19 protein-coding genes are annotated in these 22066 nt (G+C 65.6%); 12 read left to right on the top strand and 7 right to left on the bottom strand.

Translation table 11 applies throughout. From position 1 onward, the window contains the following. The first annotated feature begins 65 nt into the window (after positions 1 to 65). The 4 genes from CWS35_RS34105 (at position 66) to CWS35_RS34090 (ending at position 4988) form a co-directional block, all read left to right on the top strand. On the top strand, positions 66 to 1001 hold the full coding sequence (locus CWS35_RS34105; RefSeq protein WP_100955557.1) for a glycine--tRNA ligase subunit alpha: 936 nt from the start codon (positions 66 to 68) through the stop codon (positions 999 to 1001). After that, entirely contained in the window at positions 1001 to 3172 is a 2172-nt protein-coding gene (gene glyS, locus CWS35_RS34100; protein ID WP_100955556.1) for a glycine--tRNA ligase subunit beta, read from the top strand. Before CWS35_RS34105 ends, glyS begins: the two co-directional genes overlap by 1 nt. Positions 3173 to 3175: 3 nt before the next feature. Further along, positions 3176 to 3769: a bifunctional 2-polyprenyl-6-hydroxyphenol methylase/3-demethylubiquinol 3-O-methyltransferase UbiG gene (locus CWS35_RS34095; protein ID WP_100955555.1), complete on the top strand. Its 594-nt coding sequence runs from the start codon at positions 3176 to 3178 to the stop codon at positions 3767 to 3769. A 118-nt stretch (positions 3770 to 3887) separates the two neighbouring features. Continuing rightward, positions 3888 to 4988, top strand: coding sequence for a hypothetical protein (locus CWS35_RS34090; protein ID WP_100955554.1), 1101 nt, complete (start codon positions 3888 to 3890; stop codon positions 4986 to 4988). Positions 4989 to 5348: 360 nt separating this feature from the next. Here the strand turns inward: CWS35_RS34090 and CWS35_RS34085 are convergent, their stop codons facing one another. Further along, on the bottom strand, positions 5349 to 5708 hold the full coding sequence (locus CWS35_RS34085; RefSeq protein WP_024579952.1) for a DUF1236 domain-containing protein: 360 nt from the start codon (positions 5706 to 5708) through the stop codon (positions 5349 to 5351). Between the two features lie 233 nt (positions 5709 to 5941). Here CWS35_RS34085 and CWS35_RS34080 point away from each other — a divergent pair, with 233 nt between their 5' ends. The 7 genes from CWS35_RS34080 (at position 5942) to CWS35_RS34045 (ending at position 14645) form a co-directional block, all read left to right on the top strand. Then, the gene (locus CWS35_RS34080) at positions 5942 to 6097 is read left to right on the top strand and encodes a DUF3096 domain-containing protein (protein ID WP_080891118.1); all 156 of its coding nucleotides are present in this window, start codon (positions 5942 to 5944) and stop codon (positions 6095 to 6097) included. Between the two features lie 91 nt (positions 6098 to 6188). Further along, positions 6189 to 9098, top strand: a complete 2910-nt coding sequence (ppdK, locus tag CWS35_RS34075; RefSeq protein WP_024579953.1) for a pyruvate, phosphate dikinase — start codon at positions 6189 to 6191, stop codon at positions 9096 to 9098. Positions 9099 to 9549: 451 nt separating this feature from the next. Continuing rightward, a complete protein-coding gene (locus CWS35_RS34065; protein WP_100955552.1) occupies positions 9550 to 11043 on the top strand; it encodes a cell wall hydrolase in 1494 nt (497 codons plus the stop codon). Between the two features lie 184 nt (positions 11044 to 11227). Then, positions 11228 to 12472 (top strand): MFS transporter, encoded by a 1245-nt coding sequence (locus tag CWS35_RS34060; protein WP_100955551.1) that lies wholly within the window; start codon positions 11228 to 11230, stop codon positions 12470 to 12472. Positions 12473 to 12517: 45 nt separating this feature from the next. Further along, complete coding sequence (locus CWS35_RS34055; protein WP_100956902.1) at positions 12518 to 13504, top strand: MDR family oxidoreductase; 987 nt, start codon at positions 12518 to 12520, stop codon at positions 13502 to 13504. 186 nt (positions 13505 to 13690) lie between these two features. Then, positions 13691 to 14272: a hypothetical protein gene (locus tag CWS35_RS34050; protein WP_024579957.1), complete on the top strand. Its 582-nt coding sequence runs from the start codon at positions 13691 to 13693 to the stop codon at positions 14270 to 14272. A gap of 139 nt (positions 14273 to 14411) precedes the next feature. Beyond that, a complete protein-coding gene (locus CWS35_RS34045) occupies positions 14412 to 14645 on the top strand; it encodes a hypothetical protein (protein ID WP_024579958.1) in 234 nt (77 codons plus the stop codon). A gap of 27 nt (positions 14646 to 14672) precedes the next feature. On the opposite strand, the gene CWS35_RS34040 is transcribed toward CWS35_RS34045, so the two are convergent. The 5 genes from CWS35_RS34040 to CWS35_RS34020 form a co-directional block, all read right to left on the bottom strand. Next, entirely contained in the window at positions 14673 to 17378 is a 2706-nt protein-coding gene (locus CWS35_RS34040; protein WP_100955550.1) for a DUF2339 domain-containing protein, read from the bottom strand. Between the two features lie 111 nt (positions 17379 to 17489). Then, the gene (locus tag CWS35_RS34035) at positions 17490 to 17996 is read right to left on the bottom strand and encodes a tyrosine phosphatase family protein (RefSeq protein WP_024579960.1); all 507 of its coding nucleotides are present in this window, start codon (positions 17994 to 17996) and stop codon (positions 17490 to 17492) included. 124 nt (positions 17997 to 18120) lie between these two features. Next, positions 18121 to 18732 carry a YfbR-like 5'-deoxynucleotidase gene (locus tag CWS35_RS34030; RefSeq protein WP_100955549.1) on the bottom strand — a complete coding sequence of 204 codons (612 nt, stop codon included), beginning with the start codon at positions 18730 to 18732 and terminating at the stop codon, positions 18121 to 18123. Continuing rightward, complete coding sequence (locus CWS35_RS34025) at positions 18729 to 19355, bottom strand: DNA-3-methyladenine glycosylase I (RefSeq protein WP_100955548.1); 627 nt, start codon at positions 19353 to 19355, stop codon at positions 18729 to 18731. The genes CWS35_RS34030 and CWS35_RS34025 overlap by 4 nt, the downstream gene beginning before the upstream one ends. Continuing rightward, the gene (locus tag CWS35_RS34020) at positions 19352 to 20233 is read right to left on the bottom strand and encodes a folate-binding protein YgfZ (protein WP_024579963.1); all 882 of its coding nucleotides are present in this window, start codon (positions 20231 to 20233) and stop codon (positions 19352 to 19354) included. The genes CWS35_RS34025 and CWS35_RS34020 overlap by 4 nt, the downstream gene beginning before the upstream one ends. A 129-nt stretch (positions 20234 to 20362) precedes the next feature. Between CWS35_RS34020 and CWS35_RS34015 the strand changes: the two genes are divergently transcribed. Next, the gene (locus CWS35_RS34015) at positions 20363 to 21697 is read left to right on the top strand and encodes a dihydroorotase (RefSeq protein WP_100955547.1); all 1335 of its coding nucleotides are present in this window, start codon (positions 20363 to 20365) and stop codon (positions 21695 to 21697) included. A 6-nt stretch (positions 21698 to 21703) separates the two neighbouring features. On the opposite strand, the gene CWS35_RS34010 is transcribed toward CWS35_RS34015, so the two are convergent. Further along, a complete protein-coding gene (locus CWS35_RS34010; RefSeq protein WP_024579965.1) occupies positions 21704 to 21973 on the bottom strand; it encodes a hypothetical protein in 270 nt (89 codons plus the stop codon). Between the last annotated feature and the right edge of the window lie 93 nt (positions 21974 to 22066).

Below are 22066 nucleotides of genomic sequence, written 5' to 3'. Positions count from 1 at the left end.
TCCATTGGCTGCCGCCGATACGGTCCCGCGCGTTTTCACACCCCTTCGCGAGATCGATTCCAACGATGGACGCCCTGCCTGACCACATGCGCCCGGAACGTTCGTTCCAGGGCTTCATCCTGGCTCTCCAGCGGTTCTGGGCCGAGCAGGGTTGCGTCATCCTGCAACCCTACGACATGGAAATGGGCGCCGGCACCTTCCATCCCGCGACCACGCTGCGCGCGCTGGGTCCGAAGCCCTGGAATGCGGCCTATGTGCAGCCCTCGCGGCGGCCCAAGGACGGCCGCTACGGTGAAAATCCCAACCGTCTCCAGCACTACTACCAGTTCCAGGTGATCATGAAGCCGTCGCCGCCGAACCTTCAGGAGCTCTACCTGAAGTCGTTGGCCGCGATCGGCATCGATTCGGCCATCCACGACATCCGCTTCGTCGAGGACGATTGGGAGAGCCCGACCTTGGGCGCCTGGGGTCTCGGCTGGGAATGCTGGTGCGACGGCATGGAGGTCAGCCAGTTCACCTATTTCCAGCAGGTCGCCGGCGTCGAATGCGCGCCGGTGGCGGGCGAGCTCACCTACGGGCTCGAGCGGCTCGCGATGTATGTGCAGGGCGTCGACCGTGTCTACGACCTCAACTTCAACGGCCGCGAGGGCGCCGAGAAGGTGACCTATGGCGACGTCTTCCTGCAAGCCGAGCAGGAATATTCGCGGCACAATTTCGAATATGCCGACACCCCGATGCTGTTCGAGCAATTCAAGATGGCGGAAGAGGCCTGCCGCAAATATCTCGCCGCCGGATGGCGTGACGGCGGCAACCGGAAGGAACATCTGATGGCCTTGCCGGCCTACGACCAGTGCATCAAGGCGAGCCACGTGTTCAACCTGCTCGATGCCCGCGGCGTCATCTCGGTGACCGAGCGGCAGAGTTATATCGGGCGCGTGCGCGACCTGGCGAAGGCCTGCGGCGAGGCGTGGATCCACACCGAAACGGGCAGGGCGGTCTGATGCCCGATCTTCTCCTCGAACTGTTCTCCGAAGAAATCCCCGCGCGCATGCAGGCCAAGGCGGCGGACGATCTGCGCCGCATGGTGACCGACAAGCTCGTGGCCGAAGGCCTCGTCTATGAAGGCGCGAAAGCGTTCGCGACCCCGCGCCGCCTCGCGCTGACCGTGCACGGCATCCCGGCGCGCCAGCCCGACCTGAAGTCCGAGCGTCGCGGCCCGAAGATCGGCGCCCCGGACGCTGCCGTGCAGGGCTTTCTGAAAGCGACCGGTCTCACGTCGCTGGATGAAGCCAAGATCCAGAAGGATGCCAAGGGCGACTTCTACATCGCGCTGATTGAAAAGCCCGGCCGCCCCGCGATCGACGTCATCGCCGAAATCCTGCCGGTCATCATCCGCACCTTCCCGTGGCCGAAATCGATGCGCTGGGGCGCGCGCTCGGCGAAGTCGGGCTCCCTGACCTGGGTCCGGCCGCTGCATTCGATCATTGCGACCTTCGGTCTGGAGACCGAGGAGCCCGATGTCGTGAAATTCTCGGTCGACGGCATCGAGGCCGGGCAGACCACCTACGGCCACCGCTTCATGGCGCCTGGCGCGATCCCGGTGCGCCGCTTCGAGGACTACGAGGCCAAGCTGAAGGCCGCCAAGGTCATCCTCGATCCGCAGGCCCGCAAGGACATCATCGTCGAGGACGCCAAGGAGCTGGCGTTCGCGCAGGGCCTCGAACTGGTCGAGGATCAGGTGCTGGTCGATGAGGTCTCCGGCCTGGTCGAATGGCCTGTCGTGATGATGGGATCGTTCGAGAAGGAATTCCTGTCGATCCCCGATGAAGTGATCCGCGCCACCATCCGCAACAACCAGAAGTGCTTCGTGGTCAGGGATCCCAAGACGGGGAAATTGACCAACAAGTTCGTGCTGACCGCCAACATCGAGGCGCCCGATGGCGGTAAGACCATCGTCGCCGGCAATGAGCGCGTGATCCGCCCGCGGCTGAGTGACGCGAAATTCTTCTACGAGACCGACCTGAAGACCAGTCTCGAGGACCGGCTGCCGAAGTTCGAGCAGATCGTGTTCCACGAGAAGCTCGGCACCCAGGCTGCGCGGATCAAGCGCATCGAGCGTCTTGCCGCCGAGATCGCGCCCTTGGTCGGCGCCGACGTCGAGAAGACCAAACGCGCCGCGCGTCTCGCCAAGGCGGATTTGCTGACCGAAGTGGTCGGCGAATTCCCCGAATTGCAGGGCCTGATGGGCAAGTACTACGCGCTGGCACAGGGCGAGGATGCCTCCGTTGCCGCCGCGAGCGAGGAACACTGGAAGCCGCAGGGGCCGACCGATCGCGTGCCGACCGATCCTGTGAGCGTTGCTGTGGCGCTGGCGGACAAGCTCGATACGCTGGTTGGATTCTGGGCGATCGATGAGAAGCCGACGGGATCGAAGGATCCTTATGCGCTGCGCCGCGCAGCTTTGGGCGTGATTCGAATCTTGATTGGCAGCGAGCGTCGCGTTCATCTAGCCGAGGTCTTAGGTCATGCGGTTGCCGGCTACGTGGAACAGGGCAACTCACATGTACGCGCAGGGGTAGAGGCCTGGGCCAAGCCGGCTGATACGGTTCGAGGAACGCTTCAATCAGCATTTGATGCGTGGAATGCGGGCGGCGTCAACACCTTCATCTCCGACCGACTCAAGGTCCAACTCCGCGAACAGGGCGCGCGTCACGATCTCGTCGATGCCGTGTTCTCGCTCGGCGGCCAGGACGATCTCCTACTCGTCGTTCGCCGCGTGGAGGCGCTCGGAAAATTCCTCGACAGCGACGACGGCAAGAACCTGCTCGCAGGAACAAAACGCGCCAGCAACATCCTCGCTATCGAGGAGAAGAAGGACAAGCGCACATTCGACGGCGCGCCTGACGCTGCACTCTACAAGCTCGACGAAGAGAAGGCGCTGGCGGCGGCGATCGATCAGGTGAAGACCGAGGCCTCCGCGTCCGTCGCCAAGGAGGACTTCGCCGCCGCGATGAGCGCGATGGCCAAGCTGCGCCCCGCGGTCGATGCGTTCTTCGACAAGGTCAAGGTCAACGACGACGATCCCAAGGTGCGCGAAAACCGCCTGAAGCTGCTCAACGAAATCCGTGCCGCCACCCGTGCGGTTGCCGACTTCTCCAAAATCGAGGGCTGATCGATGGACCGCGCGACGCTCGCCGCTTATGACAAGGAGGCGGCGGCGTTTGCGCAGGACTGGCACGACCAGCCGGCGCCGATCGATCTCCAGGAGATCGTCGCGCAGTTCTTCATCAAGGGTGGTGCGACCGCCGACATCGGCTGCGGCAGCGGCCGCGAGGTGGCTTGGCTGAATGCCAGCGGCTTTCCGGTCGAAGGATTTGATGCCTCGGAGGGTCTGCTCGCCGAGGCTCGTGTCCGCTATCCGAAGCTGCGCTTCACCCAGGCCGAACTGCCCGAGTTATCCGGCATCGCCGCCAACAGCTTCGACAATGTGCTGTGCGAGACCGTGATCATGCATCTCGATCCCGCGCTGATCGCGCCGTCGGTGCGCCGCATGCTCGAACTCGTGCGACCTGGCGGCGTCTTCTATCTGAGCTGGCGCGTCACCCGAGGCGACGATGCGCGCGATGCGCATGGCCGGCTCTATGCCGCCTTCGATACGTCGTTGGTGCGGACTGAACTGGCGGCGGCCGAACTGCTGCTCGACGCGGAAGTCGTCAGTGCATCCTCCGGCAAGGTCATCCACCGCATCGTTGCCCGCAAGCGCAGCTAGCCACGTCTGGAAATATTTCGACACAATTTGCAATTTATTAACCATGCCCTGCGAAGGTCCTGGCGGATCAACGATTTCTTAAGAAATCGCCCCTCGCGCCAATGCAGGGACCTCCCCGATGACCTCGATCGGCACCACCGCCAATCCCTACGCCCAATATGGCTCGGCCTATGCGCGTGCTGCCGCGACGCCCTCGCTGGCGGCGACCCTGTCGGGCGACGGCACCGCCAGCGATCTCTCGGCGTCCGCGACCCCTGGCGCTGCAACCAACCTCACGCTGTCGGACGCGGCCCGCGCGCAGCTCGCCAAGGCACCGCTGCCGGATTTCGCGACCGTCACCAGCGATGCGCGCACGACGCTCGACCGGCTCTACACGGTCGCGGGCGTCAAGAAGCCGATCGTCGACGGCAAGACCACGATTGATCTCTCGACCCTCGACCGCCGCTCGCTGTTTGCGATCTCGACCAACAATGGCGGCAAGTTCACGCCGGACGAGCAGGCGGTTGCCGCGACCGAATTGAAGCAGCGCTTCGACAAGGCCTTGGCGCCGTCGCTCGCGACCACGCGGCTGACCGGCGACTACAGCGTCAGCTACAAGGCGGCGCTCGATTATCTCGATGGTGCCAGCGACGAGGAGAAGGCCACCGCGACCTGGGCCAACCAGCGCGCCGCGGTGCTGAAGGGCTATCAGGCGACGCAGCAGGATCCGAACAAGGCGCCAAGCGGGATCACGGGTGATCCGATCGCGGCCGCGCTGGCCGGGACCACGTCGCCGACGACGGGCCATACGCGCGACTTCTCCAGCGTGGCGACCGACGTGCGTGCCTTCCTCGATCGGCAGAAGAGCGACGCGGCGAAGAACGGCAAGGAACTGGTTTACGATTCCCGTCGCAAGACCGGACAGCTCGCCGATCTGTCGTCGCTCGACAATCGCTCGCTGTCGGCGATCACGCTGAACCAGGACAAGAAGTTCTCCGGCGAAGAGATCTTCGCGGCCAAGCAGGAGCTCAACACGCGGACCCGCCTTGCCGTGCTCGACGCGCTGAAGCAGAGCCAGTCCGCCGGCGATCCCCGCCAGTTCTCGCTCGGCATCCTCAAGCAATATTCCTCGATGAGCGCGGAAGAGCGCCAGGCGGCCAACTGGACCCAGGATTTCCAGGACGCCGCGATCAAGAACTACAAATCGACCTCGACGCTGCTCTCGATCCTGAGATCGTAAGCAGGCGCCAAAGGAAGATGAGCTTGGATTGAACCGGTTCGATCAACGCACTTGCTTCACCTCTCCCCATCGGGGAGAGGTCGATTTGCGCGGCAAATCGGGTGAGGGGCCGCAACTCCAACGAGGGACCGCAACCCCTCACCCGGCACTACGCGCCGACCTCTCCCAAGGGAGAGGTAAACCACGGCTGTCGACCCAGCCCAACTCAATGTCATCACACGCCAGAGTTCATCGCATCACAACAGAGAAGCCCCACCCGGAGGGGAGGCCGGGCGGGGCTTTCTGGTCCGGTCGATGTTCGCGCACATCCGCTTGCGCGACGTCCGGACTGTTCGTTCAGGCGATCGTGCTGACGTCGATCTAGTCGACCACCTGAACGATCCGTCGCGAACGCGGCTCGACCAGAACGGTCTCGCCGTTCACGACGGTGTAGCGATAGGGCGTTGCGCCGAACCGCTGCGGCACGTCGTAATAGGTCACGCCGGCGTCGGGCAGCACGGTGCCGACCACGACACGGTCCGGAACGCTGTAGTTCGGCACGCGCTCGCGCACGATGTATTCGCGGAAGGCGGGACGCTGATCGACGGCAATCCCTCCATCCTCCTCGACTGCGACCGGAGGACCACCGCGGACGATGCCGACGGTCTGGGCCTGTGCGGCAACAGCCGGCACCGTGATCGCGGCAGCAACCGCTGCAACGGCAAGTAACCTGTTTCGCATGGCTGGCTCCATTCTTTCACGCAAGCGCTCCGGCTTTCGCCGATGCGCATGGCGAGCCAATGCATCCGATGTGATGACGTTCCGGAAAACCGCCGCCACATACGCGGCAATTTGGAGCAATTTTCGTGAGCTGCGGGAACTTGTTGCGGCGACAGACGTCTTGATGCGGGAACCTCCCCAGCGGATAAACTGCCGCTCGATTCGCTCTTCCAAAAACTGCCGGAGAAACTTCAATGGTCATCACCGCTGGGCATTTGCCGCACATTGTCGCTCTGATTGCAGGCGTCCTGATCCTGATCATGCCGCGGCTCCTCAACTACATCGTCGCGATCTACCTGATCTTCGTCGGGCTGGTAGGGATGGGCCTGCTGCGCTGGCTGCACCTGTAGCGGGAAAGCGGGGTTTCGCGGCTTGCGCGGAACCCCTCAAAATGGTGTAAGGCGCGCATCTTCGACCCCTCCTTCCGGATTGTTGTCTGACATGGCCAAAGCCGTCGCGAAGTCCAAGAAAACTGCTGCGAAAACTGCCGGTAAAACCGCAGCGAAATCAAAGCCCTCCGCCGCCGCCCGCAAGGCCGCTCCGGTCCGCAAGGCGCTGAAGAAGAGCGCCCCGAAGGCGGCCCCGAAGGCCGCAGCCAAACCGGCCGCGAAGCCGGCTGCCAAGGCACCGCCGAAGGCTGTTGCGAAGAAGGTGGCTCCGGTTGCGATCAAGGCCGGCAAGTGGGTCTATACTTTTGGCGACGGCAAGGCCGAGGGGCAGGCGACCCTGCGCGATCTGCTCGGCGGCAAGGGCGCCAATCTCGCCGAGATGGCCAATCTCGGCCTGCCGGTGCCTCCCGGCTTCACGATTCCGACCTCGGTCTGCACCTACTTCTACGACCACGACAAGACCTATCCGAAGGAATTGAAAGCGCAGGTCGAGAAGGCGCTCGACTATGTCGGCAAGCTGACCGGCAAGACCTTCGGCGACGCCAGGAACCCGCTGCTGGTCTCGGTCCGCTCGGGCGCCCGCGCCTCGATGCCGGGCATGATGGACACCGTGCTCAATCTCGGTCTCAACGACCAGACCGTCGAAGCGCTCGCCGAGCTCTCCGGCGACCGCCGTTTCGCCTATGACAGCTATCGCCGCTTCATCACGATGTATTCGGACGTGGTGCTCGGCTTCGAGCATCATCATTTCGAGGACATCCTCGACACCTTCAAGGACGGCCAGGGCTATTCGCTCGACACCGACCTCACCGGCGACGACTGGGTCGAACTGGTCGGCAAGTACAAGGAAGCGGTCGCCAAGGAGACCGGCCACGACTTCCCGCAGGATCCGCACGACCAGCTGTGGGGCGCGATCGGAGCTGTGTTCTCATCCTGGATGAACGCGCGCGCGGTGACCTACCGCAAGCTGCACGACATCCCGGAATCCTGGGGCACCGCCGTCAACGTGCAGGCGATGGTGTTCGGCAACATGGGCGAGACCTCGGCGACCGGCGTCGCGTTCACCCGCAACCCGTCGACCGGCGAGAGCAAGCTGTACGGCGAGTTCCTGATCAACGCACAGGGCGAGGACGTCGTCGCCGGCATCCGCACGCCGCAGGACATCACCGAGGAGGCCCGCCAGGAGAGCGGGTCCGACAAGCTGTCGATGGAAGCCGCGATGCCGGCCGCGTTCAAGGAGCTGACGCGGATCTACACGCTGCTCGAGAAGCATTACCGCGACATGCAGGACATGGAGTTCACGGTCGAGCAGGGCAAGCTGTGGATGTTGCAGACCCGCGGCGGCAAGCGCACCGCCAAGGCGGCGCTGCGCATCGCGGTCGAGCTCGCCAATGAGGGCCTGATCTCGCGCAAGGACGCGGTGACGCGGATCGATCCGGCCTCGCTGGACCAACTGCTGCACCCGACCATCGATCCGGCCGCCAAGCGCGACGTGATCGCGACCGGCCTGCCGGCGTCGCCCGGTGCCGCCTCCGGCGAGATCGTGTTCTCGTCGGACGAAGCGGCCAAGTTGCAGGCCGACGGCCGCAAGGTGATCCTGGTCCGCATCGAGACCAGCCCGGAAGACATCCACGGCATGCATGCCGCCGAAGGCATCCTCACCACCAGGGGCGGCATGACGTCGCACGCGGCGGTGGTCGCGCGCGGCATGGGTAAGCCCTGCGTCTCCGGTTGCGGCACCATCCGCGTCGATTATGGCCGCGGCACCATGAGCGTGGGTCAGCGTACCTTCAAGACCGGTGACGTCATCACCATCGACGGCTCGGTCGGTCAGGTGCTGGCCGGCCGCATGCCGATGATCGAGCCGGAACTGTCCGGCGAGTTCGGCACGCTGATGGGCTGGGCCGACGAGGTCCGCAAGCTCGGCGTCCGCGTCAACGGCGATACGCCCGACGATGCGCGCACCGCGGTGAAGTTCGGCGCCGAAGGCATCGGCCTCTGCCGCACCGAGCACATGTTCTTCGAGGAGACCCGCATCCGCACCGTGCGCGAGATGATCCTCTCCGAGGACGAGCAGTCGCGCCGCTCGGCGCTGTCGAAGTTGCTGCCGATGCAGCGCGCCGATTTCGTCGAGCTGTTCGAGATCATGAAGGGCCTGCCGGTCACGATCCGCTTGCTCGATCCGCCGCTGCACGAGTTCCTGCCGCATACCCAGGCCGAGATCGAGGAAGTGGCGCGCGCCATGAACACCGATCCGCGCAAGCTCGCCGACCGCGCCCGCGAACTGTCCGAGTTCAACCCGATGCTCGGCTTCCGCGGCTGCCGTCTCGCGATCGCCTATCCGGAGATCGCGGAGATGCAGGCGCGCGCGATCTTCGAGGCCGCCGTCGAAGCCGGCAAGCGCACCGGCAAGCCGGTCGGCCTCGAGGTGATGGTGCCGCTGATCGCGACCAAGGCCGAGTTCGATCTGGTCAAGGCGCGGATCGATGCCACCGCCAACGCGGTGATGAAGGAAACCGGCGTCAAGCTGACCTATCAGGTCGGCACCATGATCGAGCTGCCGCGCGCCTGCCTGATGGCCGGCCAGGTGGCCGAAACCGCCGAGTTCTTCTCGTTCGGCACCAACGACCTGACGCAGACCACCTACGGCATCAGCCGTGACGACGCCGCGAGCTTCCTCGGCACCTATGTCGCCAAGGGCATCCTCGAAATCGATCCGTTCATCTCGGTCGATCGCGACGGCGTCGGCGAGTTGGTCCGGATCGGCGTCACGCGCGGCCGCAAGACCCGGCCGAACCTGAAGGTCGGCATCTGCGGCGAGCATGGCGGCGACCCCGCCTCGGTCGCGTTCTGCCACGAGGTCGGGCTCGACTACGTCTCGTGCTCGCCCTACCGCGTGCCGATCGCGCGCCTCGCCGCCGCGCAGGCCGCGCTCGGCAAGGAGATCGCCAGCCAGGCGTGAGCACATCATTCACACGACGACATGCCCGGGCTGGTCCCGGGCATTTTCGTTTTCGTCGGCTGCGCTTGAAGACTTCGTCATTGCGAACGAACGGGTCGTGCGAACGCGCGCCCGATGATGTCATCGCCCGGTTTCGCGGGTGATGACAGCGAGCGGCATATGCGGACCGATGGATTGCTTCGTCGCTTCGCTCCTCGCAATGACGGTGGGGAGATGCACGCGCAACACTTCGTTCACCATCCTCGTTGACCTGTTGTTTACGACTTTCATGCGCCGCGCATTTACCAAGGCGCGCGATGCCAGGCGCGACGCCACTGCGATCGCTTGAGTGTAGCGCGCGGGCAACGCCGATTAACTCCGCGGCAACCTAAACAGATTAGCAACGGAGAAGGTCGAATTGCGCGGATGGTGCGCGTTCGATTGCACTCAGTAAGCGTTGCGTGAGCGTACGATGTTTGTGTCGCGTAACCAGCCGAAGGGCGCACGGTTTGCGCTCTTCGGTCTCGGTCTTTGCATCTTCTCCTTGATGCCGACCGAGCTCGGATACCAGGATATCGCGTCGCTGTTGGCCCGGCAGCCCGGTGTCGCCGAGCGCTGGCAGAAGCGCGTGTTCGCGTCCGCCGTCGGCTCGATCCAGGTCGCGACCTACAGCTTTGGCCGTCCGATCGGAACCTCGGCGCCGCAAGATCCGCAGCTCCTGCTCGCACGGCTGGACTCCAGCGCCGACGTCACCGGCGCCGTCACCCGCAATCCGATCACCACGCCGCCGCCGCGCTACCAGGCCTCCGATTTTCCCAAGGTCGATCGCACCAAGAAGGGCGATCGGCTCGTCGTCAGTCGGCCCGATCAGGTCGAGCCGGTGCAGCCGGCAAACACGCTGCCGGCGAACGAGGACCCCGCGACGTCCAATTCGTCGGTCAAGGGCATGAAGACCGCGACCGCGGTGAGTGGCAGCGCACCTGCCGACAGCGCGCCGCTCGATCCGGAATTGCAGGAGGCGCTGCGTGCGCCGCCATTGCCGCAGTATACGAAGCCGTCGCCGCAGCAATACGACGTCTCGATGTCGCTCGAGGCCAACCCGCTCGACGACCTGAAGCCGTCGCCCGTGAAGCCTGCCGCTGCGCCGCCCGTCGATGCAACGCATGAGCGCGACCCGTTCGCGTTCCAGACCGCCAGCCTGTTCTTCGGTTCGTCGCTCGGCACGCCCGAGAATCTCGAGCACTGGCAGCCCGGCGAGGCGCCGGTCGTGGTGACGCCGGCCGCTCAGCCCGATCCCGACATGAAGGTGATGGCATCACTGCCGGTCGATGCGGATGGGCCGGTCAAGGCCGGCGAGATGGGCGAGAGCGTCGCGCCGAAGGGCGAGGTCAACGCCGACGACCAGCACTCCAAGACGCCGGCGGAACGGCTCGGCCTGTTCGACCAGAAGTCGCGCGCCAAGTCGGAGAAGTGCCTGGCGGAGGCGGTCTACTTCGAGGCGCGCGGCGAAGCGGTGCGCGGCCAGATCGCGGTCGCCCAGGTGGTGCTGAACCGCGCCTTCTCCGGCAAATATCCGGAGACGGTGTGCGGCGTGGTCTACCAGAACAAGAACCGTCATTACGCCTGTCAGTTCACCTTCGCCTGCGACAACATCCCCGACGTCGTCCGCGAGCCCGACATGTGGGACCGCGCCAGGAAGATCGCGAAGGCGATGCTCGACGGCAAATTGTGGCTGCCCGAGGTCGACCGCTCGACCCACTACCACGCCTATTGGGTGCGGCCGTCCTGGGTCAGCGAGATGAAGAAGATGTACAAGTTCGGCGTCCATACCTTCTATCGCCCGCGCGCCTGGGGCGACGGCAGCGACGCGCCGAGCTGGGGCAATCCGGCGGAGACCGCCAAGATCTCGGCGCAGCTCGCCGAGGCGGCCCAGAGCTCGGCCGAGATGGCCAGCGCCAAGCGATAGCGAGCGCCCAAGCCGGGGTCGCCATGCCCCGGAATGACGCCCATCATCCTCTCGGATTCTGCAAGGCAGCCCTGCGGGCGAATATTTTTCTCCGGCGCCTCTTGGGCTCTTCATGCATATGCATTAACTCCCCGTAACGTTCGGCGGGGCCGGTTCCCCGCGCGGCAGTGCGGGGGAAGGCAACATGGCCGTTACGACAGGGGATCTTCGACCTACATCGGGCACCTGGCGCACGCCGCTGGTCATCATCGTCTGCGGCTGCGCGATCGCGCTGCTGAGTTTTGGCCCGCGCTCCAGCCTCGGTTTCTTCGTGCAGCCGATGGGCCGCGAATTCGCCTGGGGCCGCGACGTGTTCGGCCTTGCCATCGCGTTGCAGAACCTGCTGTGGGGGCTCGGCCAGCCGATCGCAGGCGCCATTGCCGACCGCTTCGGGCTGCTGCGCGTGATGTTCGTCGGCGCCTTGCTGTACGCTGCCGGCCTGCTGCTGATGCGCTACTCGACCACGTCCTTGTCGCTCGACATCAGCGCCGGCGTGCTGATCGGTTTCGGCCTGTCGGGCTCGTCGTTCAATCTGGTGCTGGCCGCGTTCAGCAAGCTGTTGCCGCCCGAAAAGCGCGGCATCGCGCTCGGCGCCGGCACCGCCGCGGGCTCGTTCGGCCAGTTCCTGTTTGCGCCGTTCGGCGTCGCCATGATCGACAATTTCGGCTGGCAGACCGCGCTCGTGGTGTTCAGTGCGCTGATGCTGCTGATCCTGCCGCTGTCGCTCGCGCTCGCGACGCCGCCGGCGGCGACGAAGGACGCGGCGCCCGCCGATCAACAGTCATTCAGGACGGCGTTGGCCGAAGCCTTCGGTCATCGCTCCTACGTGCTGCTGGTGATCGGGTTCTTCACCTGCGGCTTCCAGCTCGCCTTCATCACCATCCATTTGCCGGCCTATCTTGCCGATCGCGGCATCCCGGCGACGACAGGCGGTTGGGTGGTCGCTGCGATCGGCCTGTTCAACATCGTCGGCTCGCTCAGCGTCGGCTGGCTGCAAAACTACTTTCCGAAGCGCTATTTGCTCTCGGTGATCTACTTTTCGCGGGCGCTGGCGACCATTGCCTTCATCACATTCCCGGTAACGCCGTTCTCGGCGATCGCGTTCGGTGCGGTTTCGGGGCTGCTGTGGCTGTCGAGCGTGCCTCCGACCTCGGCGCTCGTGGCGCTGATGTTCGGCACCCGCTGGTTCTCCACCCTCTATGGCTTCGCTTTCGTCAGCCATCAGGTCGGCGGCTTTCTCGGGGTCTGGCTCGGCGGCATCGTATTCGAGCAATATGGTTCCTACACGCCGATCTGGTGGCTGTCGGTGGTGTTCGGCGTGCTGTCGGCGCTGATCAACCTGCCGATCGTCGAAGCGCCGGTGGCGCGCCCGGTTGCGCAGCCCGCCTGATCAGATAAAAACTCCCCGAAACCAAGATTACGGGGAGTGCATATCGTGGCAACGTTCAAGGCAATCAGGATCGACAAGGCGGACAAAGGTACCACCGCCGCGCTCACCCAGTTTGACGAAGCCGAGTTGATGGACGGTGACGTCACCGTCCGCGTCGAATGGTCGACGCTGAACTACAAGGACGGTCTGGCGCTGACCGGCAAGGCACCGGTGGTGCGCCGGTTTCCGATGATCGCCGGTATCGATTTCGCCGGCACCGTCGAGCACTCCAGCCATCCGGACTGGAAGGCGGGCGACAAGGTCGTCTGCAACGGCTGGGGCATGGGCGAGACCCATCTCGGCGCCTATGCCGAGAAGGCCCGCGTCAAGGGCGACTGGCTGGTGCGGCTGCCTGACGGGATTTCAGCGCGCGATGCGATGGCGGTCGGTACCGCCGGCTATACCGCGATGCTGTCGGTGCTGGCGCTGGAGAAGCACGGGCTCACGCCCAAGAGCGGCCCGATCGTGGTGACCGGCGCCGCCGGCGGCGTCGGCTCGGTCGCGATCGCCGTGCTGTCGAAGCTCGGCTACCACGTCATCGCCTCGACGGGGCGGATGTCGGAGGCCGACTACCTCAAGGGTCTCGGCGCCTCCGAGGTGATCGACCGCGCCGAACTGTCGGGTGCCCCGAAGGCGCTTGCAAAGGAGCGCTGGGCCGGCGGCGTCGACAGCGTTGGCTCCACCACGCTCGCCAATCTGCTGTCGATGACCAAATACGGAGGCGCCATCGCGGCCTGCGGTCTGGCGGCCGGTATGGATCTGCCGTCGTCGGTCGCGCCCTTCATTTTGCGCGGTGTGTGCCTTCTCGGTATCGATTCCGTGATGTGCCCGATCGAGTTGCGCAGGACCGCCTGGAAGCGCCTCGCCAGCGATTTGGACAAGGCAAAACTGGCTGATATCACTCATGAAATCGCCTTGGACGACGTCATGCCCTATGGCGCGAAAATCCTCGGCGGCCAGGTCCGCGGTCGCATCGTGGTAAAAATAGTCTGAGGACGTTCAGACTTTACCAACCAAGCTGCTCCAATGTTGCCACTGTTGGTATGGTAAGCAGCGGGTAAAGAGACTTGCAGCGTGATCCCGGGGGGCCGGGTTTCCTCGCGCAGACGTCGAGAAGCGTCGGTGCGGGGGTCATGCTCAACAAGGAGCGGGTGCCCGCGCTCGTAAGTGGAGTAGCTCATGCTTGCGCGTTTGGTGTTGGGGGCCGTTACGGCCGGAGCAATGGTCGTGCCGGCATTCGCAGGCATGATGAACGCCGATGAGGCCCGCAAGTTCGTTGCCGGCAAGGTCTTCGCCTTCACCTGTTTCGATGGCACCCGTGGTGCCGGCCGCATCCTCGATGATCTCGGCGCGGCAGGTTCGATCCAGTTCTCCGGCTCCGGCCCGATCCGCCACGTGCGTTTGCCTGGAAATACGCTGCAAATCCGCGGCGCCAGCGTTTGCGCCTCGCTGAAGGGCATTCCGTTCGAGCCCTGCTTCAATCTCGACAAGCAGGACGATCGCTCGTTCCGGGGCTCGGTCTCCGGCATGGGCTTCGCCTATTGCGATTTCCGTCACCAGGGCGGCCAGCAGATGCTGATGGCGCGCGCGGTGGCCCGTCCACGTTCGCTCCACCCGCGCACCCGATCCGCCGATGCCTCGCAGACCGAAGTGGTGTCGCGGGTTGAGACACCGCAGGTCGGAAGCGCCAAGCTCGAACCGGTCAAGGCGGAGCCCGCCAAGGTCGAGAGCCCCCCGGAATTGCGCCGCTCGACCGACTGATTGCTCATCTGCGCGCCAGCGGGAATAGACGCCAAGCCGTAGTCATACGGATGGCGGTCGCCACGCCTTGATAGCTACTCAATACCTAGCGTTCATCGCCGCGAGGCGGAATGGTGGGGACACCGATTTGAGTAGTGATATGGCGCAATATTTTTTCCGGATCAGTGACGGCGATTACGCCGGCGCATCCGATCACGCGACCGAGTTTGAGAGCCGCGACGTGGCCTGGGCCGAGATGACCAAGGTCTGCGGCAATTTCCTCGGCAGCATTTCGCGCAACATGAAGCAGAACAGCGAGTGGCACATGGAGCTGCTCGACGAAGGCAGAAAGCCGGTGTTCCGGATTCGCCTGGTCGCCGAATCCGTCGACTGAGGCTCTCGCCGTTCAGCACTGCAAGCTTCACACCTCGGTCTGCGGGAGCGGCGGAGCGGCGCGCCTGCGGAACAGGATTCGCTGATACAGCCAGCCGATCGCCACCAGCACGACGCCGAGGCACATGAACGACAGCGCCCGGTAGACACCGGTGAGCGTCGACATGTCGACGAGGAATGCCTTCAGGATCGTCAGCCCGATGACTGCGGCGGATGCGAGCCGCGCGCGCTGCGAGTTGACCACGATACCGATGCCGAGCAGCGCGACGCCGAACATCAGCCAGGCGATCGAATAGGTGTACTGCTCGGCGCCGGTGGTCTCGCCCTGCGCCAGCACCGGCCCGTGATAGAGCCTGCGAATCTCGAAGGTGACGTAGGCAAGCGCAAGCACGAGCGCGCCGGCTGCGATGGTGTTGGCGTAGCTTGCCGGACGGTGGCTCGCCACCGCATAGGACAGCAGCAACGCCAGCACGGCCGGCAACGCATAGCCGAGCAGCAGCAGATTGATGAAGCTGCCGCCGACGTCCTGCGACCACAGCATCGGGTTCTCCAGCCCCAGCAGCCCGAACAGGCTGGCGAGCCCGGCGAAGGCGGTCAGCAGCACCGCGCCGACATTGTGGACGATGCTGCCGCTGCGCAGGCGCAGCCGCTCCAGCCCGATCGCCATCGCAAGCGTCACGCCGACCTGCAATGCGACCTCGGTCAGCCCGGCGCTGTCGCGATAGACGTCGCCGCCATTGACCGCGTGGCGGATCTCCATGAAGGCGAGCAGCACCGTGAACAGGATCGCGGCCGACTCGACCATGCGCAGCGGCACGTCGTCGGCGTTGCGGCGCAGGAAATGGCTGCCGGCCCAGAACGACAGCGCCGGGACGCCATAGCCCCACAGCAGCCAGTTGAAGATCGGCGTGGTGCCGACGGCATCACCCGCGATCCGCGGCTCGTAGCCGATGCGCAGCACCACGATGGCGGCGAGAATTGCGGCGAGCCAGCGCAGGAACGGGATCGGCCGCTGCACCGACAGCCACGCCGTGCCCATCGACACAAGCGCCAGCGCGATGGTGAGCCAGCCCTTGTCGAGCGCGAAGGTGAGCGCAAGCGCGAGTGAGGCGAGGGCACCGGTCGCCGACAGCGCGATCGAGGGCGACAGCTCCGGCCGTTCGCCACGGCGGCTCAGTGCTTCGGTCGCGGCGGCGTAGGCTGCGGCGAGCAGCACCGCGAGAATTGCGAACGGGATCGAGCGATCGAGATGCGCGATCCGTGCATAGAGCGCGACCAGCAGCGCGACCGGCGTGAACACGGCCGCCGCGGCCCAGGTCACCGCGATCTTCGTGGCGGCAAAACGCAGCTGCGCGAGATAGCCGGCGATGCCGAAGGCGGCCGCGAACAGCGCCGCGGTGACGAGATGCAGCGAGACCGAGCCATCGGTCGCCGACGGGCCGATGCCTGGCATCGCACCGCCCGGCAGCACCAGCATGTCGACGTTGCGGCGGACCGCCCACTCGCCGAACACGACGAAGACGAACACCGCCGCGGCGCCGATCGCGCCGGTGGCCGCAGGCGCGCGCCAGGCGACGACAAGGCTGCCGGCTGTGAGCAGCGCGAAGCCGATCATCGCGATGTCGGCATGCGCGCTGTTGAGCACGATCAGCATCGCGCCGAACAGATAGGCCGCGAGCGAGCCCGATGAGATCGGCTCGATCTCCTCGCCATCGGCGTCGGGGCCGAACATGAAGCCGCAGACCACCAGCAGGGCCGCCAGCACGAAGCCCGCGATGACGTGGAAGACGTGCGGCGCGATCAGCTCCGGCCCGCATTGCAGGCAGGGGAAGGTCCACAGCAGAGCGAAGCCGATCGTGGTCGCCGCAAGCCAGCGCCACAGCCGGATGCGCGCGAGGCCGAACGCCGCCGCCGTGACGATCGCGAGATAGACGTAGAGCGACCAGTAGTCGGGCTTGTCGGATGAGACCAGCAGCGGCGTGACGAAGGCGCCGACGATGCCGAGCCCCGCCAGCGCAGGGCCGTGCAACAGCGCGGCCGCGAGCGTGCCGAGCGCGACCATGCCGAGCAGGATGAAGGCGGTTGCCGGCGCGAGGAAGTCGTACAGCGCGTAGGCGGCGTAGACGGTGGCGAACGCCACGGCGGTGCCGGCCGCGGTGAGGATCGCCGGAATGTTCGCGATCGGCAGTGCTGCGATGTTGGAGATGCTCTCCTTGCGCCGCGTCCATTCACCAGCGCCGAGCAGCGCCAGCGCGAACAACCCGCCGAGCATGGTGCGCACGCCGGGGCCGAGCAGGCCGGCCTCGATCGAATAGCGCACCATGAAGAAGCCGCCGAGTGCGAGCGTCAGGCCGCCGATCCACACCACCCAGCGGGTGCCGAGCGTCTCCTCGAAGCCGGGCGCTGGCTGCGGCAAAGGCGCCGGTTGCGGCAACGGCGGTGGGGCAGGGCTCAGAGCTTCCGCGGTCGGCTCGATCCGCGCGTCCGGCGCGCTTGCAGCCACCTCGGGCAGCGGCGGCGGTGCGATCGGTGGCGTCGGCGGAAGTGTCTGCTCGAACTGCTGAAGCGGCGCCAGCGGCGGCGGCACGGCCGTCCGCGCGGCGGCCACCCCCGCGGCCTCGATCGCATCCAGCCGCCGTTGCAGCGCTGCGATCTGGCCCAGCGCCTTGCGCGCGAAGATGATCGCGACAATGGCGATGACGAGCGTCAGGAAGTCGAACGGCGAATCGAACATTGGGCCTCCGGCAGGGCGCGCCGGACCTTCGGCCAGCCGGCCACCCGTCGCAACCCAGTAGTGCAGTTGAGGGGTCTGGAAGTTCAAGCCACCGGGCGTGGCATGTCCGTGCTACTCCAGATCGATGCGGAAGGGCCGGCCTTCGACGCTCATGCTGCCGGGGCCCATCGCATCGAGTGCGCGCAGCATCCGGCCGTCGCGTCCCAGTGCCTTGTCGGCGAGGCTGACGATCAGCCGGTTGGGCGCCGCGATCGGCGAGGCATCGCGGATCAGCCGGGCGATGGCCATTTCGTCGCGGTGCGGATTGAGCGCACAGACGGTGGCAAACGCGCTTGCGGTCGAGCGGCTGATGCCGGCGTAGCAATGAACCACCATCGGCGCGCGGCGATCCCAGCTGCGCACGAAGGTCAGCACGCGCTCGATATGGGTCTCGTTGGGCGCGACGAAGCCGTCCATCTGCTCGGTGATGTCGTCCATCGATACTTTCAGATGGTTGGCCGGAAGCACCGAGGCCGGCCGCTGCACCTGGTCGACATTGGCCATCACGGTCAGCACATGGCTGGCGCCAGTGGCACGAACCGTGTCGGGAAGCGCGGCAAGCGAGCAGACGTGAAGCATGATGGTCCTTGGGCGATCGGGTACGCCCGATTATAACGGCTGCGTCCGGGCGGGCAAAGGCGCCCAGCGCGGTGCCGTCATTCGTTTTGCGGCGCAACCGAGGGCATGGTTCTCCGTGCCGGACCTATGATGGGTGAAGTGTCGCGAAGCGTTCGAGGAACTGCTTCTCGGCCCGCGCCGCGGTCCACGGCGTCAGATAGTCGCGCTCGGTCGCCTCGGGCAATTCCGGATCGCGGCCGAACAGCCGCTTGGCCTCGGCTTGCGAGAATCCAGCCAGATGCGTCGCCTCGAGATAGGCCGCGCCACGATCGGCGGCCTTGATCTGCTGGGTGATCTCATCGGCCAGCACGGCAGGCAGGCCGAAGCGGATATGGATCGCCGACAGCAGCCGCTTCTCCACGGCCTTGTATTCGCCTGCGAGCACTGCCTTGAACGGCGAGATCATGTCGCCGATGACGTACTCCGGCGCGTCGTGCAGCAATGCTGCGAGACGATTGCTGATATCGACGCGCGGGGTCTGCTGGCGCATCACGGCTTCGACCAGCAGCGTGTGCTGCGCCACCGAGAAGATGTGCGCGCCCGAGGTCTGCCCGTTCCAGCGCGCGACCCGCGCCAGTCCGTGCGCGATATCGACGATCTCGATGTCGAGCGGTGACGGGTCAAGCAGGTCCAGCCGGCGTCCCGACAACATCCGCTGCCAGGCGCGGGTGGTCTCCGTCGATTTGCGCGCCGTCATTTCTTCTTGAGCCGCGGCGTGCGGAGCTTGCCGCTGCAATTCTCGTGGCAGAAGCAGGTGACGAGATGATCGTTGACCATGCCGGTCGCCTGCATGAAGGCGTAGACAATGGTGGGGCCGACGAATTTGAAGCCGCGTGCGCCGAGCTCCTTGGAGACCTTGACCGAGACCGGCGTCGAGGCCGGCACGCTCGCGGTGGTCTTGAACTGGTTGACCTTCGGCTTGCCGTCGACGAAGTCCCACAGGAATTTCGAGAAGCCCGGGCCCTTCTCCATGATTTCCAGGTAGCCCTTCGCGCTCAAGATCGAGCCTTCGATCTTGGCGCGGTTGCGCACGATGCCGGCGTCGTTCATCAGCGCATGCACCTTCTTGTCGGTGTAGCGCGCGATCTTCTCGGGCTGGAAATCGTCGAAGGCTTTGCGGAAATTGTCGCGCTTGCGCAGGATCGTGATCCAGGACAGGCCGGCCTGGAATCCGTCGAGGATCAGCTTTTCGTAGAGCGCGCGGTCGTCATATTCCGGCACGCCCCATTCATTGTCGTGATAGGCGACATAGAACGCGTCCTCGCCCGGCCACGGGCAGCGCGTCTTGCCGTCCGGATGCAATCTTGCGGTACGGCTCATGCGACGGTCTGTTTGGGTGTGATGCGGACGGCATCGGGATCGGCGAGCCGAAGCGGCAGGCCGCCCGCGGTCAGTGCCAGGCCGGCGTCGAGCGCGTCGGTGACGCGATCGACCCGCACCAGTGCGAGACCCTTCTCGGCAGCGGTCGAGCCCATGGTGCCGACCTGCTTGTCGCCGGCCAGGATCGTCGCGCCGGCTTCGGGGGCGGGGCCGTCGAGGATGATCTTCACGGTGCGGGTGCGCGCGGTGCCGCGGTGCTGCATGCGCGACACCACCTCCTGGCCGACATAGCAGCCCTTGTCGAAATCGACGCCGTTGAGGCGATCCATGTTGGTCTCGTGCGGGAAGGCATCGCCATACATGAAGTCGAGCCCGCCGCGCGGCACGCCGGTCGCGATCCGATGCGCCTCGTAGGCATTGCTGTCGACGAGATCGGCGCCGATCAGCTCAGCGAGCTTCTGCTTCAAGTCTTCCGGGATCAGGATGCGCCAGCCCAGCGCTGCGTTGCGCGGATCGGCGAACGCGAGATCGGGTGTCGCGGCCGGTTCGCCATCCCAGGCCGCCAGCACGCCGAGGCTGTCGGAGAGGTTCTCGACCACGACCTTGGCGCGCAGCTTGTAGAAGCCGAGCTTGTCGGCAAGCCCCTTGGCGAGCGGGCGCGGCGCGTCGATCAGGAAGCCGCCGCCATGGCCAGCTGGCACCTCGGTGATCAGGAAATCGACGATGATCTTGCCCTGCGGCGTCAGCAGCGCGCCGAACCGGGCCTGCCCCGGTTTGAGCTGGTCGACATCAGTCGTGATGAGCCCGTTGAGGAAGTTGCGGGCGTCCTCGCCAGAGACCTTGATCACGCCCCGATCTGGAAGAAACGCTGCTTTCATGCGCAAAATTGGCTCTTTTTTCAAGTTCCTTGGGAATCGCTGTCGTCGCGGATATCCCCTGCCAAGCTAAGGCGCTAGAGTGCGCCGAACAAGGCCCGCGCGACTGTGGAAAGCGGGCGCCGAGGACCTATGAATCAGCATTTTGACACCATTCTAAAATCCGGCACCGTGGTCAATCAGGACGGCGAGGGCGTACGCGATATCGGTATCGCGGGCGGCCGCATCGCCGCGATCGGCTCGCTTGGTCAGGCCTCCGCCGGCGAGGTGATCGACTGCAAGGGCCTGCACATCCTGCCCGGCGTGATGGACACCCAGGTGCATTTCCGCGAGCCCGGTTTGACGCAGAAGGAAGATCTCGAGACCGGCTCGCGCAGCGCCGTGATGGGCGGCGTCACCGCCGTGTTCGAGATGCCGAACACCAGCCCGCTGACGGTCACGGAAGAAGCGTTCACCGACAAGATCAAGCGCGGCCACCATCGCATGCATTGCGATTTCGCGTTCTTCATCGGCGGCACCCGCGAGAACGTGCGGGACCTGCCGGAGTTCGAGCGGGCGCCGGGTTGCGCCGGCGTCAAGGTGTTCATCGGCTCCTCCACCGGCGCGCTCCTGGTCGAGGACGACGAGAGCCTGCGGCGGATTTTCCAGGTGATCCGGCGCCGCGCCGCGTTCCACGCCGAGGACGAGTATCGCTTGAACGAGCGCAAGCCGCTGCGGGTCGAGGGTGACCCGCGCTCGCATCCGGTGTGGCGCGACGAGACCGCGGCGCTGATGGCGACCGAGCGGCTGGTCAATCTCGCGCGCGAGACCGGCAAGCGCATCCATGTGCTACACATCTCGACCAAGGAGGAGATCCTCTATCTGCGCGACCACAAGGATGTCGCCTCCTGCGAGGCGACGCCGCATCACCTGACGATGGCCGCGCCCGAATGCTATGAGCGGCTCGGCACGCTGGCGCAGATGAATCCCCCGGTGCGCTCGGCCGATCACCGCGCCGGCATCTGGTATGGGATCGAGCAGGGCATCATCGACGTGCTCGGCTCCGACCATGCGCCGCATACGCTGGAGGAGAAGCAGAAGACCTATCCGGCCTCGCCGTCGGGCATGACCGGCGTGCAGACGCTGGTGCCGCTGATGCTCGACCACGTCAATGCGGGGCGGCTGTCGCTCCAGCGCTTCGTCGATCTCACCAGCGCCGGGCCGGCACGGCTGTTCAACATCGCCTGCAAGGGCCGCATCGCGGCGGGCTATGACGCCGATTTCACCGTGGTCGATCTCAAGCGCAGCGAGACCATCACCAACAAATGGATCGCCTCGCGCGCGGGCTGGACGCCCTATGACGGCGTACGGGTGCAGGGCTGGCCGGTCGGCACCTTCGTGCGCGGCAAGCGGGTGATGTGGCAGGGCGAGCTTGCGACGCCGTCGACCGGCGAGCCGGTCCGGTTTCTCGAGACGCTGAAGCCGTAGTCGAGCTTACTGCCTCGCCAGCACCAGCGAGAACTCGCCGTTGCGCACGCGCGCGGCGAGGCCCTCGGCGAACTTCGCCACCGCGTCCTCGCCATAGGTGGTGACGAGCTCGGCCAGCGCCGCGAACAGGCTGGCCTGCGCCAGGCAGTCGCCGTCGACGCCGTCGTGACGCGCTTCCGCCCACGCCTCGTTCAGATAACTCAGCGCGGCCTGCTTCTGCTCGTGATCGGGACGCGGGTCTTCTTGGTGAAGGGGGAAAGACGCTGGATGGCGCATGAAACTCTGCAAATGGATGCGCGCGGTCCGAGGAGCGAACCACTGCGAGACCGCCGAGACTTATCACGCATCTGAGAGCCGCCTAGCCCACAT

The organism is Bradyrhizobium sp. SK17 (assembly GCF_002831585.1).
In the GTDB taxonomy this organism is placed as follows: domain Bacteria; phylum Pseudomonadota; class Alphaproteobacteria; order Rhizobiales; family Xanthobacteraceae; genus Bradyrhizobium.
Note: the sequence above shows the minus strand (reverse complement) of the source record. Positions and strands in the feature narration are given on the sequence as shown.